15 protein-coding genes are annotated in these 15,458 nt (G+C 69.6%); 11 read left to right on the top strand and 4 right to left on the bottom strand.

Annotated elements, in window-relative coordinates:
- Nucleotides 1–69 precede the first annotated feature (69 nt).
- Nucleotides 70–657 carry an HD domain-containing protein gene (locus tag H4696_RS47790; protein ID WP_086863180.1) on the top strand — a complete coding sequence of 196 codons (588 nt, stop codon included), beginning with the start codon at nt 70–72 and terminating at the stop codon, nt 655–657.
- Nucleotides 658–808: 151 nt separating this feature from the next.
- On the opposite strand, the gene H4696_RS47795 is transcribed toward H4696_RS47790, so the two are convergent.
- On the bottom strand, nt 809–1,279 hold the full coding sequence (locus H4696_RS47795; RefSeq protein ID WP_086863182.1) for a MarR family winged helix-turn-helix transcriptional regulator: 471 nt from the start codon (nt 1,277–1,279) through the stop codon (nt 809–811).
- A 79-nt stretch (nt 1,280–1,358) separates the two neighbouring features.
- Here H4696_RS47795 and H4696_RS47800 point away from each other — a divergent pair, with 79 nt between their 5' ends.
- Both H4696_RS47800 and H4696_RS47805 read left to right on the top strand, forming a co-directional pair.
- A complete protein-coding gene (locus tag H4696_RS47800; RefSeq protein ID WP_086863181.1) occupies nt 1,359–1,910 on the top strand; it encodes an NADPH-dependent FMN reductase in 552 nt (183 codons plus the stop codon).
- Nucleotides 1,907–2,887 (top strand): amidohydrolase family protein, encoded by a 981-nt coding sequence (locus H4696_RS47805; RefSeq protein WP_192782938.1) that lies wholly within the window; start codon nt 1,907–1,909, stop codon nt 2,885–2,887. The genes H4696_RS47800 and H4696_RS47805 overlap by 4 nt, the downstream gene beginning before the upstream one ends.
- A gap of 10 nt (nt 2,888–2,897) precedes the next feature.
- Here the strand turns inward: H4696_RS47805 and H4696_RS47810 are convergent, their stop codons facing one another.
- A complete protein-coding gene (locus H4696_RS47810; protein ID WP_143265520.1) occupies nt 2,898–3,785 on the bottom strand; it encodes a hypothetical protein in 888 nt (295 codons plus the stop codon).
- Between the two features lie 726 nt (nt 3,786–4,511).
- On the opposite strand from H4696_RS47810, the gene H4696_RS47815 reads away from it, so the two are divergent.
- Nucleotides 4,512–7,346 carry a type 1 periplasmic-binding domain-containing protein gene (locus H4696_RS47815; protein ID WP_192782939.1) on the top strand — a complete coding sequence of 945 codons (2,835 nt, stop codon included), beginning with the start codon at nt 4,512–4,514 and terminating at the stop codon, nt 7,344–7,346.
- Between the two features lie 81 nt (nt 7,347–7,427).
- Here H4696_RS47815 and H4696_RS47820 read toward each other — a convergent pair whose 3' ends face one another.
- A complete protein-coding gene (locus H4696_RS47820; RefSeq protein ID WP_086865324.1) occupies nt 7,428–8,105 on the bottom strand; it encodes a TetR/AcrR family transcriptional regulator in 678 nt (225 codons plus the stop codon).
- A 113-nt stretch (nt 8,106–8,218) separates the two neighbouring features.
- Here H4696_RS47820 and H4696_RS47825 point away from each other — a divergent pair, with 113 nt between their 5' ends.
- From H4696_RS47825 to H4696_RS47855, 7 genes are all read left to right on the top strand, one after another.
- Nucleotides 8,219–9,349 (top strand): FAD-dependent oxidoreductase, encoded by a 1,131-nt coding sequence (locus H4696_RS47825; protein WP_086865323.1) that lies wholly within the window; start codon nt 8,219–8,221, stop codon nt 9,347–9,349.
- Between the two features lie 28 nt (nt 9,350–9,377).
- Nucleotides 9,378–9,914 carry an alpha/beta hydrolase family protein gene (locus tag H4696_RS51590; RefSeq protein WP_143265479.1) on the top strand — a complete coding sequence of 179 codons (537 nt, stop codon included), beginning with the start codon at nt 9,378–9,380 and terminating at the stop codon, nt 9,912–9,914.
- Nucleotides 9,820–10,275 (top strand): alpha/beta hydrolase family protein, encoded by a 456-nt coding sequence (locus tag H4696_RS47835; protein ID WP_086865322.1) that lies wholly within the window; start codon nt 9,820–9,822, stop codon nt 10,273–10,275. The genes H4696_RS51590 and H4696_RS47835 overlap by 95 nt, the downstream gene beginning before the upstream one ends.
- Nucleotides 10,276–10,469: 194 nt before the next feature.
- Nucleotides 10,470–12,056: a molybdopterin-dependent oxidoreductase gene (locus H4696_RS47840; protein WP_225956021.1), complete on the top strand. Its 1,587-nt coding sequence runs from the start codon at nt 10,470–10,472 to the stop codon at nt 12,054–12,056.
- 112 nt (nt 12,057–12,168) lie between these two features.
- On the top strand, nt 12,169–12,840 hold the full coding sequence (locus H4696_RS47845) for a fasciclin domain-containing protein (protein ID WP_086861828.1): 672 nt from the start codon (nt 12,169–12,171) through the stop codon (nt 12,838–12,840).
- A gap of 362 nt (nt 12,841–13,202) precedes the next feature.
- Nucleotides 13,203–13,571, top strand: a complete 369-nt coding sequence (locus H4696_RS47850; RefSeq protein WP_086861823.1) for a DoxX family protein — start codon at nt 13,203–13,205, stop codon at nt 13,569–13,571.
- Nucleotides 13,572–13,596: 25 nt separating this feature from the next.
- Entirely contained in the window at nt 13,597–14,475 is an 879-nt protein-coding gene (locus H4696_RS47855) for an RNA polymerase sigma-70 factor (RefSeq protein ID WP_086861824.1), read from the top strand.
- Here the strand turns inward: H4696_RS47855 and H4696_RS47860 are convergent.
- Entirely contained in the window at nt 14,472–15,443 is a 972-nt protein-coding gene (locus H4696_RS47860; protein ID WP_143265156.1) for a tetratricopeptide repeat protein, read from the bottom strand. The two genes, H4696_RS47855 and H4696_RS47860, sit on opposite strands and share 4 nt — an antisense overlap.
- Nucleotides 15,444–15,458: the final 15 nt, after the last annotated feature.

A 15,458-nucleotide genomic window follows, 5' to 3' on the forward strand; every position in this document is an offset into this window, starting at 1 on the left:
CCCGATGATAGCGGTGAATGGCACTCGGGCCACTGTTCGGTCCGCCGGCCGGCTCCTACGGTTCGGTGCATGACCAACGCACTTGCGCTGCCCGGCGGCCCACTGGCCGATGCGAGCCTCGCCCTGGCGCGGCAGACGGAGAGCCTGCCGATCGTCGAGCACAGCATCCGCAGCTTCCTGTTCGCCCGCTTGGTGGCCGAGCAGGAAGGCTCCGTGCACGACGCCGCCTACGACGAGGATCTGCTGTTCGCTGCCTGCGTCCTGCACGACCTGGGCCTGGGCACCCTCGCGGCGGGCGAGGCCCGGTTCGAGGTGGAGGGCGCGGACCTGGCCGCCTCCGTGCTGACCGAGCACGGCGTCCCGGCCGCGGACGTCGACCGGGTGTGGGAGGCGATCGCGTTGCACTCCTGCCTGGGCGTGGCCGACCGGCGGGGCGTCCTGACCTACCTGACGCACAAGGGTGTGTTCATCGACGCCGGTCGCTTCGGCGATATCGACGCCGCCGGGCTGCGGCCGGTCTACGCCGCTTATCCGCGGCCTGCCGATCACCGCTTCCTGGAGGACGCGATCGTCGAGCACGCTGCCCGCTCGGAGGCGGCGGCGCCCCCTTACTCGATCGCCGCCGAGTTGCTTCGCCGACGCCGAGCCGAGGTATGACGTCGTTGGGCGCGATCTGGCGATTGCCCCAGCTTTCCCGGCCGTCGAAGTACTGCCGGTTGCGTTCGATGAACTGAGCGGCTCCACGCCGGTCAGTGCGCCGACGATGTCGTTGGTACCGGCGAAGATCGCGAGGTGCCGCCGGCTTCCGTTATCCGGCGTGGTCGTCGATGCGGGCCAGCACCTTGTCCGCGATCCGCCGCAGCGTACGCAGCTCCGCCGGGGTCAGGGCGTCGGCGAACAGGTCCCGCACCCGCTCGACGTGTCCGGGCGCGACCGACTCCAGGTGCGCGAAGCCCGCGTTCGTCAGGATCGCCTGCGTGTACCGGCCGTTGTCCGGGTCCGTTTCCCGGCAGGCGAAGCCGCGTTTCTCCAGGCGGCTGATCAGGTGGGACAGCCGCGACAGCTCCGTGTTCGCCAAAGCCGCCAGGTCGCTCATCCGCGCCCGGCGCCCGGGCTGCTCCGACAGGTGCGCGAGCACGTAGTACTCGAGGAAACTCAGCTGCGCGTCCCGCTGGAGCTGCGCCTCCAGGGACGCCGGCAAGCGCTGGGTCAGCCGCATGAACGCGCGCCACGCCGACAGCTCGTCGGTCGTCAGCCAGCGCTGCCGGGATTCCGTCATCACCACAGTCTAGCTGACTTGAAAATTCACGTCAGCGTGCTAGTGTCTAACTTGAAAATTCAAGTGAGAGGAAGCCTCTGTGAAGATCGCGATCATCCTCGGCAGCACCCGTCCCGGCCGGAAGGGCGAAGCCGTGGCGAGGTGGGTGCTGGCCAAGGCCAAGGAACGCCCGGGCGCCGACTACGAGCTGATCGACCTGCTCGACCACCCGCTGCCACACCTCGACGAAGCGGTGTCCGCCAGCCGCGGCGTCTACGCCAACGACCACACGAAGGCCTGGTCCGCCAAGATCGCCGAGTTCGACGGGTTCGTCTTAGTCACCCCGGAGTACAACCATTCCACCTCGGGTGTCCTGAAGAACGCCATCGACTACCTCTACGCCGAGTGGAACAACAAGGCCGCCGCCTTCGTCTCCTACGGCGCGCTCGGCGGCGCCCGCGCCATCGAGCACCTGCGGGCGATCTGCAGTGAGCTGCAGCTGGCCCACGTGCGCCAGCAGCTGTCGTTCTCGCTCTTCACCGACTTCGAGAACTTCGCCGAGTTCACCCCGGCCCCGATGCACGACGACGCCGCGTCGGTGCTGTTCGACCAGCTCGAATCCTGGGCCGGCGCGCTCAAGACCGTCCGGTGAGGCTCTACGGTCTCGAAGAGCACTTCGCCACGGCCGACGTGGTCGCGGCGTGGCGGCGGCACGACCCCGCGCTCGCCGCGCCGATGATGAGCCGGGCCGTCGCCAGTGCCGCGTTGCTCGACCTCGGCGAAGGCCGTGTCGCCGCGATGGACGACGCCGGGATCGACACCGCCGTGCTGTCGCTCACGACGCCCGGCTTGCAGGACCTCGACCCCGCCGAAGCCGTCGCCCTGCAGCGTCCCACCAACGACGTCCTCGCCGACGCCATCGGCCGGTTTCCCGGGCGGTTCCGGGGGTTCGCGGCCCTCGCGACGTCCACGTCCTCGGCGGCGGCCGACGAGCTGCGGCGGGCCGTCGCGGACCTCGGGTTCGACGGGGCGTTGCTGAACGCGAACTCCCGCGGCCAGGCCCTCGACGAGTCCCGCTTCTGGGACATCTTCGAGGCCGCCGACGACCTGCGCGCCCCGGTGTACCTGCACCCGAGCGTGCCGGTCCCGGCGGTCACCGAGGCCTACTACCGGCGCTTCGGCGGCCCGGTGGACGAGCTGCTGGCCACCGGGACCTTCGGCTGGCACTACGAGGCCGGGCTGACCGCGCTCCGCCTGATCGTCGCCGGGGTCTTCGACCGGTTCCCGGGACTGCGGCTGATCCTGGGGCACTGGGGCGAGGTCGTGCTGTTCTACCTCGACCGCGTGGCGGCATTGGACGCGGTGATCAAGCTGGAGCGCCCGATCGCGGAGTACTTCCGCACGAACGTCTTCATCACCCCGGGCGGCATCGCCAGCCATCGGTATCTCCGGTGGAGCCTGGAGACCGTGGGTGCGGACCGGATCATGTACGCCTCGGATTACCCGTTCAACCGCGAGCACGGCGGTTCCGCCCGCCGGTTCATGGCGACTGCGCCGGTCAGCGACGCCGACCGGGCGCGGATCGCCTATGAGAACTGGGAAAACCTGCTCGCGGGCATTCGACGCTGAACGGCATTGCTCACCGTGCGATCGCGTCAATCCGCACATCGCTGCTGATCGGGATCACGTACACGGCGTCGCGTCCGTGTCTCCATTGCTGCGAGATCAGCAAATACTTGTCCGAAGTGTGGATCAACGAGACGAGACCGGTGTAGCAGAACTTGTACTTCGAGTCTTTTTGGCTGATCTCGACGGTCGAGATGCCGGGGCCGGACACGGCGAGTCGTCCAACACTGTAGAGCGCGATCGCCGGGCGTGAATTCAAGTGGCCGGCGATGTCACGGGCCGACTGCTCTCCATTGGTGCGTGCATACGAGGAGGCGGACCACAGTGCGCCGATCACGGCCAAAGCGGCGAGTACGGACGGCCGGACCGATGATTTCTCGCGCGGGTGGCGGCTGGTCATTCGAATCTGCAGGGATCGCAGATGGTCCAGGTAGGCGATCAGGCCGGTGGCCGTCAGCAACATGAAGGAGAGAGCGATGGTGGGGGCCCAGTTTACACTCGCCGGTATCAGGAAGCCGATCCCGATCGTCGCAAGCGTCAGGCCGGCCGCGGCGTAGCAGGCGATGATCGCCCGGTCGGCAAGCTTTCGCCGCGAGGTCGACCGTGCTGCGGTGGCCGCCGGGAGAAGCACTGTTCGGTGAAGCGCCACCAAGAACAAAGCCAGGATGCCGCAGCCGATCAAGGGAAGAATGGTCGAGTTGATGCTCCTCAAGGCGTAATCCGGCGTCGAGAACCCCAACAGGCTGGTGTCTATCCCGAAGTACTCCCATACGGCCTGGGTGCGAACCCAGCCGAAGTAGTACAAGAGGGCTGACAGGAGGACTGTTTGCGACAGCAACGTCGAGATTCGGGCCCACGGACCGCTTTGATCAGCTTGCGTTTTCCTCGTCGGGTTCGTCACGGTGCCGACGCGGTAGCGGCGGTGGACGGCTCGACGGCGGACGGAGACGGCGAGACGCTGGTCGCCGGTGGTTGCGTGATCGTGAGTCCGGTGGCTTCGGGCCTGTCCTCGGAAGGTGAAGGCCCTGCCAAAGGGCTTGTGGTCACGGAATCACCACCGATATCGGGTGTACCGCCGGGAGCGGCCGGCGTTCCGGTGCTCTGCTGGACCGAGGTGTCCGGGTGGGATTCGGTGTTGTCTTCGCAGCTTTCCGCGGTCAACCAGGGAAGGACGATCACGGCCACGAGAGCACTGGCGGCTCGACGGTGGATCGGTGTCATGTTCGCCTCTGTCTCGTTGTCCGAGAGATTTCGCCAATCGTGACTCGCTGTGATCATGGAAAATGTGACGCCGGAGGATCGGTGTTCCACCGAATGGACCAGCGGCTTTGCATCCGGCCCGGCGAGTTCCGCCGGCGGGCGCGTTCGGGGCGCGGGAGCGCGGCGGGGATCTCGAAGTCGGAGGCCGACCGGCCGGCTTCTCGTTGCGTCTGCCACCTTGTGGATGACGATCCGCACAGTGCGGTTGACGCTGTGTATGCGGTTCTCTGGTGAACAGCGGAATCTGTCCGCTCGGCTGTTTTCCGCACCACTCGTTCGGCCCAATGGCGCAAGCTACCCGAGTGATTGCCTGGCGGGACGGCAAAAATGCGGCACTCCTCCCTCGGCCCCCGTGTGACCATGGGTCATGGCACAGACCACCACCGCCACCCAAGAGCACCAGCGGGATCCGCTCGCCTTCCCCGGGAGCGAGAAGCTGGTGAAGCTCATCGGCGCGCTCTACCAGCGGCCGCGGATCGGGGATCTGCCTCGGTCGCTGCACCAGGCGAACGTCGAGTGGGAGCCCGGGTACCAGGATCGGCAGGAACGCGCCGGGCGTCGCGGGCTGCCGATGGTCTGTCTCGTTCGGTCGGACTACTGCGAGGGCGTCCTCGAAGAATTCAGCTCACGGCTTCGCGGCGCCCGGCCCAGTGGCAGTGTGCGTTACGCCTACCTCCCGCTCGGCGAGCGCGAAGCGACCGACACCGAGGGAGTCGCGACCGTCGCCAGCGTCAAGGCCGTCCGGGACATCCTCTGGAAGGCGCGCACCGAACTGCTCCGCAGCCCGCGCTCCCGCGGTACCGGCCTGCGCTTCGGGCTGTTCACCCTTGCCGTGCAGCTGATGGGGGAGCAGTTGTCCGGGCACGACTCCGCGCCGGAGCGGACGTTGATGCGGCGGTTGCAGGAGAACGGCCTGATGGTGCGGTTCCGCTCGGCGATCGAGAACGTCGGTCAGGAGCTGGTGCCGCAGAACGTCGCGTGGCGGATCCCGTTGCTGCTGCTGCGGCTGCTGACCATGGTCACGTTCCGGATCGCCGTCACCGGGCGCGTGCCGGGGCTGTCCGGCCGGTACCGCTGGTTTCTGCGCCAGCCGCACCTCGCGCCGGAGATGTCGGGCAGCTTCGTGCGGTTCGCGCTGCGCCTGACCGACGGTGAGTGGCAGCGGGAGTCGCCGGAGTTCGTCGCGCGGCTGCTGGTGAACGCGTTCCTCGAAGACCTCCGCCGCGGGTACCGGCTGCGCCCGGCCGGGTTCTGGCGCCGACGGCGGATGACCTACCCCGTGCTCCTGCTGGACCACGTGAGCACCGTCAACGGCGGATACCGGCTGCTGAAGCTGATCAACGACGTGCGGAACCAGACCGGCCTGTTCGACCCGTTGCTCGTGGTCAGCACGAGCGACGCGCCGCCGCCGGACGCGACGGTGAGTGAAGAGCGGCCCAACCACACCGCGACCGAAGCCGGTGGCGCCTACCGTGCCTGGCAGCACGAGCTGCTCAAGGACCGGCGCGCCCGCGACGCCGCCGCGTGGTACCTGCCGATCCGGCTGTCCGCCGACGGTTCCCCCGACCAGCGGCGCGGGACGCGCAAGGAGCTGCGGTCCCTCGGCGATACCTACGTGTTGCGCCGCCGCCAGTCCAGCCCGCCGTGGTGGGCCACGCGATGGATGCGGATGGGTGTTCCCCTGGTGGTCCTGGGCCTTGTCGCGAGCGTCGTCCTCCTGCGGTACGAGGACTTCCGTGCGAGCCACTGCGGCACCTCCAGCGAGCTGCTCACCTGGACCGGCAGCGAGTGCGTCGGGATCTCCGACGGCTCGTTCACGCTGTTCGACCCGGCCGACGGCACCATCCGCCAGGTCGAACAGGTGATCGCCGACCAGAACCGGCGCGCCGAAAAGCTGCACGAAGAGCACGGCGAACGGCCTTACATCACGCTGGTCGACTTCGAGGCGCTGACCTCGTCCAACGACACCGCCGAGGGGCTGACCGCCGAGCGGGAGTCGCTGGAGGGGTTCGCCGTCGCGCAGCTGCGGCAGCTCAACGCGACTGCGACGTCCGAGCCGATCGTGCGGATGCTGATCGCGAACGGCGGCCGTGGGATGCGCGAGGGCGTGCGCGTCGCCGGGCAGCTGAAGCAGCTGGCGGAGCTGGACAAGAGCGTCGTCGGTGTGGTCGGGCTCGACATGAGCAGCCAGCCGACGCGGGAGACCATCCGCGCGCTGGGCAACGCCGGCATCCCGGTGGTCGCCTCCACGCTGTCCGCCGACGACCTCGCCGACCAGAACCCCATCTACTTCCAGGTGGCGCCGCAGAACCGGCGCGAGGCGGCCGTCGCCGCGGCGTTCGCGCACCAGCAGCCGGGCCCGCGCACGTTGCGCGTCTACTACTCCGACGACGACGCGGACAGTTACAGCACCAACCTGCGCGATGACGTGGTGAAGTCGTTCAAGGACCAGGGTTTCTCGGTCGAAGCTCGCGCGTTCGCGCCGGACGGCGGGCAGGTCGCGCCGCAGTCGCACGAGCGCTACGGCGACCGGTTGGTGGGCAACGCCGCGTCGGCGGGCCGGGACACCTGCTCGTACGACGGCTTCGTCTTCTTCGCCGGCCGCGGGGTCCCGGACTTCGGTGACTTCGCCGGCGGCGCCGCGCAGTGCGGCAGCAGGGCGACGGTCATCGGCGACGACGACGTCAGCCGCTACGTCGCCGACCAAGTCGCGCGGGAGCAGAACCGGGCGCTGCCGTACTACTACCTGTCGTTCGCGAACGAGCCGGCGACCGACCCGCAGGGCTTGGCGCGGGACTTCTACACCACGCTGAACAAGACGTTGTTCCCGTTCGAGCAGACCGAGCGCGGCCGTTCCTTCGACGGCCACGCCGGGCTGTCCTACGACGCCGCGCTGGTGATGATCACAGCCACCGCGTACCTGCGCGAGACGTCGGCGAACATCCCAGTGACGCCGGGCGCGGTCTGGCGCGAGATCACCGCCATCCACACGTCGCGCCCGGACGCGCAACAGACGAACAAGTACATCGAGGGCGTCACCGGGACCATCGACTACGGCGGGGACATCGGCCGGAACGTGCCGGAGGACAAGCCGGTCGCCGTCCTGCGCGTCGAGGGCGGCGAGGTGAGCCGGACACCGAAGGCCTTCTGCGGGCTTGCGGTCGGCCACAGCTCGGACCCGTGGTGCCCGACGGATCGCTGAGCCTGGCGGATTTCGTCCGTGAGGTCCTTGGCTCGAGTCCGAGTGGGGGAGCAGCGGCCCAGGTCGTCCTGATCGGCCGGCTCAGGGACGCGCGCGCGAGAGGATGCCGCGGATGAGGACGTCGATCGACCACGCGAACCTCTCCTCGCCGGTGCCGGACATGATCTCGTTCCGTGCCGCGTGGACGCGGGGGTATTCGTTCGCCGGAGCGCGGTTGATCGCCTGGGCGACGGGGCCGTCCGGGGCTCCCGGGTGCGAGCCGTTCGCGTGTTCGGCCGCTACCGCGGTGGCGAACATGGTGAGCATGTCGATGGCCCAGGCGGCGTTCGCCTGGTCGACATCGGCTTCGGCGAGGAGTCCGAGGAGGGCTTCGGCGATGCGCAGCGCGTTGGGTCCCACCGCCGTGGTCCGGACGGCCATCAGGGCGACCGCCGGGCTGCTCATCAGGACTTCGGTGTAGGAACGGAGAAGTTCCTCGAGCCGGCGGCGCCACGGGCCTTCTGTCCCGTCGACCTTGACCGCTTCCAGCGCGCGGTCGAGGACGAGCGCCTGGAGTTCGCTCATGTCGTCGACGTGGGCGTAGAGCGAGGCCGGGCCCGTGTCGAGCGCCTTCGCGATCTTGCGGAGGCTCATGACCCCGTCGTCCGACGTGATCTGGCGCAACGCCTCTTCGATGATCGCGTCGCGGCTCAGCAGTGGTTTCGCCGCTCTGCGACGGCTTTCGACCTCGGCGGCGCCGAAGGGATCACGCTGGGACACCCCCGGACCGTAGCCCTCGCGAACTGTGTTCGTCAAGTTGACGAACACAGTTCGTTAAGCCTACCGTGGCGGCGAACACCACTCCTTTTCCCCTTCAGAAAGGGCGAACCAGCATGCCTGCTCGCAAGATCGCCATCGTGGGCGCCGGCCTGAGCGGCCTCGTCTGCGCGCGGATCCTCCAGCGGAACGGAATGCCCGTCACCGTCTACGAAGCGGACGCCACACCGGACGCCCGTCAGCAGGGTGGCTCGCTCGACATCCACGAGGACACCGGGCAGATCGCCCTCAAGGAAGCCGGCCTTTACGACGAGTTCAGCGCTCGCACGCACGTCGGCGGCGAGGACTTGCGCCTGCTCGACAAGACCGGGCGGGTGCACGTCGACCGGCGCGAACCCGACGGCGGCGACGGCCGGCCGGAAATCGACCGGACGGAACTGCGGCAGCTGCTCGTCGAGTCGCTGGAACCGGGCACGATCGTTTGGGGGCGCAAGGTCCTTGGCGCGCGGCCCGTCACGGCGGGACACGAACTGCAGCTCGCGGACGGCTCCGTGGTCCGTGCCGATCTCGTCGTCGGCGCGGACGGCGCGTGGTCGCGGATCCGCCCGCTGCTGACCCCGGCGAAGCCCCGTTACACCGGGATCACCGTGGTCGAGCTGCGCCTGACCGACGCGGTGGCCAAGCACCCGGAGGCGCTCGCGCTCACCGGGCGAGGGAGCTTTTTCGCGCTGTCGGACGACAAGTACATCGGCGGGCACGGCGGGAACACCATCGCGTACGGCTGTGGCTTGCGTGTCCCCGAGAACTGGGTCACCGACAGCGGAATCGATTGGCACGAACCGGAATCCGCTCGTGCGGGACTGCTGCGCGAGTACCCCGGCTGGGCCCCGTCCCTGACCGGCCTGATCCGCGAGTGCGACGACGACGCCATCTGGCCGCGCCCGATCCACGCGCTGCCGATCGGCCTGCGCTGGGAGCGCGTTCCCGGGGTGACCCTGGCCGGCGACGCCGCGCACGTGATGTCGCCGTTCGCGGGTGAAGGCGCCAACATCGCGCTGATCGACGGCGCCGACCTGGCGCGGGAGATCCTCGGTGGCGCCGACGTCGAAACCGCGCTCACGCGCTACGAGAACACGATGTTCCCGCGCGCCGCCGAAGCCGCGGCGGCATCGCAGCAAGGCCTCGACATGATGTTCGTCGACGGCCCCCCGACGGAGATGATCGCGTTCTTCACGGACGAGAAATGACAGAGCATCGCATCCGGATACTGGGTTGATGGTGAGCGATGAACGCGTCCACGATGTGATTTTCCGCAGCGCCGATGTGGAGCTGGCGGGAACGCTTGCGGTTCCCGATCGCCGTGACCCGGCTCCCCGGGTGGTCATGGTCGGCGGGTCCGGACCGTCGGACCGGACCAACGACAATTTCTTTCCGCCGATCGTCCGGCACCTGGTGGAATCCGGAATCGCTGTGCTGTCCTACGACAAGCGCGGTGTCGGCGCGTCCTCCGGCGACTGGCTCTCGGGAACGATCGACGACTTCGCAGCCGACGCCGTCGCGGCGCTGAACTTCCTCCGCTCCCAACCCCGGTGTCCAGGCCGAGGACACCGGCCTGTTCGGGCACAGCGAGGGCGGCTGGGTCGTCCTGCGCGCCGCGGCCACCGCTCTCCAGTCGATCGCCGGTATCACGCCCCACGACGCCGAGACCGCGCTGGCCGTGTACGACCGTCTCGTCGAAGCCGGTCGGCGTGGAGCCGACTTCGCCGAAGCGACGCGATTGGTCCGGTCTTTCGCGATCCCCGCCTCCGTTGAGGAGTTGTTCGGCGAATACTGGTCCGAAATGAACGAGAGCCTCTGGGAGTTCACCAAGCGCAAGCAAGACCACGATCCGATCCCGGACGTACTGCGTTTGCGGTGTCCGCACCTGGCGACCTTCGGCGGCGCCGACGAACTGGTTCCGGTCGCGGACAGCATCGGCCTGTTCGCCGGAGCTGCCTGCCATGCGGAACGTCATCCGCGAGCAACCCTGACCGTCGAGGTGTTTCCCCACGCTGGCCACCGTGTTCACATACCCGGTGGGACCGCTCTGGTGCCCGGCTACGCCGAAACCTTGGTCCGGTGGATCGCCGGGCGGCACGACACCGGTTCGCGGAGCTCCGTTCGACGTCGGTGACCGCGTCCAAGGCGTACGCGCCGGTGAGGGTGTGGACGTCGGCGCGGCGCCCGTGGGCGAGCTGTCGTCGATGATTCGTCGGCCGGAGCGGGCCGGATTGGTCCGGGTGGCCGGCCGTCACCTGTTCGGGCGGTCCGCGGGGGCGAGGTGAGGACCGGACCCATACGCGGCGGCCACAGGACCGAACGCCGGGTATGGCCGCAACCGAAGTGAAGCTCCCGACCGACCGCCCCGACCCGCCGCGGCGAACCCGGCTGCGGTTCTTCGCTGCCGCGTTCACCGGTGTCCTCGCGCTCGCCGCCGCGCTGGCGGCCGGTCACCTCGTGGCCGGCTTCATCAGCATCAACGCCTCGCCGTACCTGGCGGTCGGCAACGGTGCCATCGACCTCACCCCGGTGGAACTGAAGGACTTCGCCGTCCGCACGTTCGGCACCTACGACAAGCTGGTGCTGCTGGGCAGCATGGCCGTGGTCATGGTGGGCGTCGCCGCCCTCGCGGGTGTCCTTTCGCGACGGTCCCCGGTCCCCGGGGTGGTGATCGTGGCGCTGTTCGGCCTGGTCGGCGCGTTCGCGGTCTTCGAGCGACCCGACCTGAGCGCGGTGGCGCTGCTGGCGCCGCTCGCCAGCCTGGTCGTGGGCATCGCGGTCTTCCTCCTGCTGCACCGGGCCGCGCCGCGCGTCTGGCGGGAACCGGACTCGGACGAGAAGACCGGCACGTCGCGGCGGGCGTTCCTGCTCGGCGGCGCCGGCGTGGTCGTCGGGGCCGGTGCGGCCGGCCTCGGCGGGCAGCTGATCAGCTCGTCGCGCGATGCCACGGCGTCCCGGGAAGCGGTCGGCAAGCTGGTACCGGCGCGGACCGCGCCGACGATCCCGGCCGACGCGGATTTCGCGAAGCTGGGCACCCCGCCCTTCCTGACGCCGAACGACAAGTTCTACCGGGTGGACACCGCGTTGTCGGTGCCGCAGCTGCGGGCCGAGGACTGGAGCCTGCGGCTGCACGGCATGGTCGACCGCGAGATCCGGTTCGGCTACAACGACATCCGCAACCGGCCGCTGGTCGAGCGCACCGTGACGATGACGTGTGTGTCCAATGAGGTCGGTGGCGATTATGTGTCCACATCGAACTTCATCGGCGTCGACCTGGCCGACCTGCTCGCCGAAGCCGGGGTGCGATCCGGTGCCGAGCAGCTGTTCTGCACCAGTGTCGACGGCTGGACCTCCGGCACGCCGGTCGCGGCGGCGCAGGACCGGGCCCGGGGGGCGATGCTGGCGATCGGGATGAACGGCGAGCCGTTGCCCCTGGAGCACGGGTTCCCGGCCCGGCTGGTCACCCCCGGGCTGTACGGGTACGTGTCGGCGACGAAGTGGGTGGTGGACATCGAAGTCACCACCTGGGCCGCGCGGCAAGCCTACTGGCTCAAACGCAGCTGGGCCCGGGAGGCGCCGATCAAGACCGAGTCGCGGATCGATTCCCACCGCGGGTTCGCGAACGTCCAAAAGGGAAAGGTGCGGGTCGCGGGCGTGGCGTGGGCGCAGCACACCGGCATCGGCAAGGTCGAGGTCCGCGTCGACCAGGGGCCGTGGCAGGAAGCCACGCTGTCGCAAGAGGTCAACCTGAACACGTGGCGGATGTGGTGGACCGAGGTCGACATCCCGTCCGGGGTGCACCAGGTGTTCTGCCGTGCCACCGACAAGTCCGGCTACACCCAGACCGACCAGCGCGCCGGCACGGTCCCCGACGGCGCGACCGGCTGGCACAACGTCACCTTCACCGCCGCCTGAGAAGTTTTTCCCGATCCACCAATCCGTTCCGGGACAGGCCCCGAATCACCAGTAGTCAGAGAGTTTCCCGCAAGGAATCAGCCGCTTTCATTCACCTCATGGAGTGATTTTCGTGCGTAACCTTCGTATTGCCGGTATCGGTCTGACCGCGGCCGCCGCGCTGACCCTGACCGCGTGTGGCAGCAGTGACACCGCCTCGTCGGGCAGCTCCAGCGCCCCGGCCCCGTCGTCGTCGATGGCCGCGCCGTCCTCCAGCATGGCCTCCGGTTCGGGTGACGGTGTGACGACCAACGCGGACGTGTTCGGTCCGGCGTGTTCCCAGCTGCCGCAGGGTTCCGCGCCCGGTTCGCTGGACTCGATGGGCCCGCAGCCGGTCGCGTCGGCCGCGTCGACGAACCCGTTGCTGACCAAGCTGGTGGCGGCGGTCAAGGCCACCAACCTGGTCGACACGCTCAACAGTGCTCCGGCGATCACGGTGTTCGCGCCGGCCGACCCGGCGTTCGCCGCGCTGGGTGACGCGAAGTTCAACGAGCTGGCGGGCAAGCCGGCCGAGCTGTCGCCGATCCTGCAGTACCACGTCGTGGGCAAGCGTTACGACGCCAAGGGTCTTGCGTCCGCGGGTTCGCTGGATTCGCTCAACGCCGCCGGCGGCCCGCTGAAGATCGAGGGCTCGGGCGAGAACATGACCGTCAACGGCGCGAAGATCCTGTGCGGCAACATCCCCACGAAGAACGCCACGGTCTTCGTGATCGACAAGGTGCTGACCCCGGGCACCAACAAGTAACACCGGTTTTCCGGGCCGCCGACAAATGGCCCCGCATCGGACGGCCGCTCCGGCTCCAACCTACCTCCTGGAGCCGGAGCGGCCGTTCTCTGTTGCTCGCACGGGAAGTGGGCGACGTCCCGGTCTGCCGGCGGGTCACCTGAGGTCCGCCGGCGGGGGACGCCACAAGCGGCGGCGTCCCGCCGGTCGCCGCCACGGCTTGGGTCACTCCAGGGCCGTGGCGGCGTCCGGACCCCGCGCGGATGAACCACCCGCGCTGACTCCCCGCGAACGCGGACTGACGAGTGATCCACGTCATGCGATGTCACAGCCGTCCACCCTGCGGTGTCTTGAGGCCGAACCAGCCGAGAGAAGGGACCGCCGTGAACGTCGCACTGTGGATCGCCGCCGGAACGCTCGCCCTCGTCGCGCTCGCCGGGGGTGTCAGCAAGGCCTTCCTGCCCCAGGCGAAGCTGGCCGCCGCGCGGGGCGGGGAGTGGACCGCCGAGGCGGCGCCCGGGTTCGTCAAGGGGCTCGGGGTGCTCGAACTGCTCGCCGCCGCCGGGCTGGTGCTGCCCCCGCTGACCGGGGTCGCGCCCGTGCTCGTGCCGGTGACCGCCGTCTGCTGGGTGCTGCTCATGATCGGTGCGATGATCACCCACGTCCGGCACGGCAGCGCGCGGCTCGCCTTCCTGAACCTCGCCTACCTCGCCGTGGCCGTGTTCGTCGCTTGGGGGCGGTTCGCGGTCTGACCGCGACCGGGAAAAGGAGCCGACCATGAACGCCACCGACACCTTCGTCGCCCACCGGAACCTGCTGTTCACCGTCGCCTACGAGATGCTCGGGTCCGCGGCCGACGCCGAGGACGTGCTGCAGGAAACCTGGCTGCGGTGGGCGGACGTCGACCCGGCCGAGGTGCGCGACGAGCGCGCCTACCTGGTCCGGATCACGACGCGCCTGGCGCTCAACCGGCTGCGCACCATGAAGCGCCGCAAGGAGGCCTACGTCGGCCCCTGGCTCCCGGAACCGCTGCTCACCACCCCGGACGTCGCCGAGAACGTCGAGCTCGCCGAGAGCGTGTCCATGGCGCTCATGCTCGTCCTCGAAACGCTCGCGCCGACCGAACGCGCCGTCTTCGTGCTGCGCGAGGTCTTCGAGTTCGGGTACGACGAAATCGCGGCCGCCGTCGGCAAGACCCCCGCGGCCGTCCGGCAGATCGCGCACCGCGCGCGGCGGCACGTCGACGCGCGGCGCCCGCGCGAGACCGTCTCCGCGCGCGAGACCCGGGCGGTGCTGGAGTCGTTCCAGCGCGCCCTGGAGAGCCGGGACCTGCAGGGACTCCTCGACGTCCTCGCCCCGGACGTCGTCCTGATGAGCGACGGCGGCGGCGTCAAGCAGGCCGTGCCGCGGCCGGTCACCGGGGCCGACCGGCTCGCGCGCCTGGTGCTCGGCGGCATCGCCAAGAACGACGCCGCGCTCACCACCGAAGCCAGCGTCGTCAACGGGAACCCGGCCCTCACCCTGCGCCTCGACGGCGAGCTCGACGGCGTCATGGCCGTGCGGGTCGAGGACGGGCGCATCACCGGCCTCTACTACGTGCGCAACCCGGAGAAGCTCACCCGCGTCGAGTCCGAAACGCCGCTGACCCTGCGCTAGACGTGCGTCGAGCTCACCGCGAACGCCGTGATGTGCTCGGCCAGCGCGCGGACGTCGGTGTGGTCGCGGTGCTTCTCCGCCTCCAGCTTGAGCGGCCGCAGGCGGTCCTTGGTGCGGACGGACTTGAGCGTCTCGGCCGTGTCGACCGCCTCGGTGCCGATCTCCGCGCCGCGCTCCAGCTCACCCTCGATCAGGTGGCCGGTGGCCAGCATGGCCAGGCAGAAGGAGCGGCTGCGGGCCATGTCCTGGCCGTAGCGCGCGACCGCGGCGGTCAGCGCGGCGATCGCGGCCCGGGCGCGGCGGGGGCGGATGCGCACGGCGAGCTCGGTGTGCACCGTGCCGACCATCGCGGAGACGTCGGTCTCGGTGAAGAACCGCGCCCAGTCCGGCGGTTCGCCGGGGCCCGCCGCCTCGAACTCCTCGCCGGCCCGGCCGAGCAGGCCGAGCGCGAGCTGCTCGTCGCCCTTTTCGGCGTACGCCCAGGCCTGGTTCGCGCTGAGGATGCTTGCCGCCAGCGCCGAGCCGGATCGGCGCGCCGCCAGCCTGCCGTGCTGGAACTGGGCCAGCGCCTCGTCGGCGGCGCCGTGGTGCAGGTGGATCCGGCCGCGCCGGTAGCGGATGTTGGCGGCCAGGTCGTCCTGCCCGCAGTGCTCGGCCAGGCTCAGCGCCAGGTCGAGGTGGTGGTGCGCGGCGCCGACGTGCCCGCTGTCGAAGCTCGCCCACGCGGCCAGGTTGTGCAGGTCGGCCACCGCCGCGTACAGCCGCGTCCGCAGCGGCTCCGCCACGGACGCGCGGAGCAGCTCGTGCCCGAGGTGGATCCGGACGAGCACCGCGTCGCGGCACATGCCGCCGCCGCTGCGGTAGTCGACCGCCCGCAACGCTCTGGTCTGCGCTTCCAGCTGCTCGATGTCCCGCGGACCGGGCCGGTCGGGGATCGCCCGGCGAAAGTCGAACTCGGAGTTGGTCATGACGTCGGCTCCCGG

It is taken from the genome of Amycolatopsis lexingtonensis (assembly GCF_014873755.1).
Taxonomy (GTDB): Bacteria; Actinomycetota; Actinomycetes; order Mycobacteriales; family Pseudonocardiaceae; genus Amycolatopsis; species Amycolatopsis lexingtonensis.

What these genes read in the sequence shown, in the direction of transcription:
- H4696_RS47790 (WP_086863180.1), top strand. Translation starts at nt 70, where the DNA reads ATGACCAACGCACTTGCGCTGCCCGGCGGCCCACTGGCCGATGCGAGC.
- H4696_RS47795 (WP_086863182.1), bottom strand. Translation starts at nt 1,279, where the DNA reads ATGACGGAATCCCGGCAGCGCTGGCTGACGACCGACGAGCTGTCGGCG.
- H4696_RS47815 (WP_192782939.1), top strand. Translation starts at nt 4,512, where the DNA reads ATGGCACAGACCACCACCGCCACCCAAGAGCACCAGCGGGATCCGCTC.
- H4696_RS47825 (WP_086865323.1), top strand. Translation starts at nt 8,219, where the DNA reads ATGCCTGCTCGCAAGATCGCCATCGTGGGCGCCGGCCTGAGCGGCCTC.
- H4696_RS51590 (WP_143265479.1), top strand. Translation starts at nt 9,378, where the DNA reads ATGGTGAGCGATGAACGCGTCCACGATGTGATTTTCCGCAGCGCCGAT.
- H4696_RS47840 (WP_225956021.1), top strand. Translation starts at nt 10,470, where the DNA reads ATGGCCGCAACCGAAGTGAAGCTCCCGACCGACCGCCCCGACCCGCCG.
- H4696_RS47855 (WP_086861824.1), top strand. Translation starts at nt 13,597, where the DNA reads ATGAACGCCACCGACACCTTCGTCGCCCACCGGAACCTGCTGTTCACC.
- H4696_RS47860 (WP_143265156.1), bottom strand. Translation starts at nt 15,443, where the DNA reads ATGACCAACTCCGAGTTCGACTTTCGCCGGGCGATCCCCGACCGGCCC.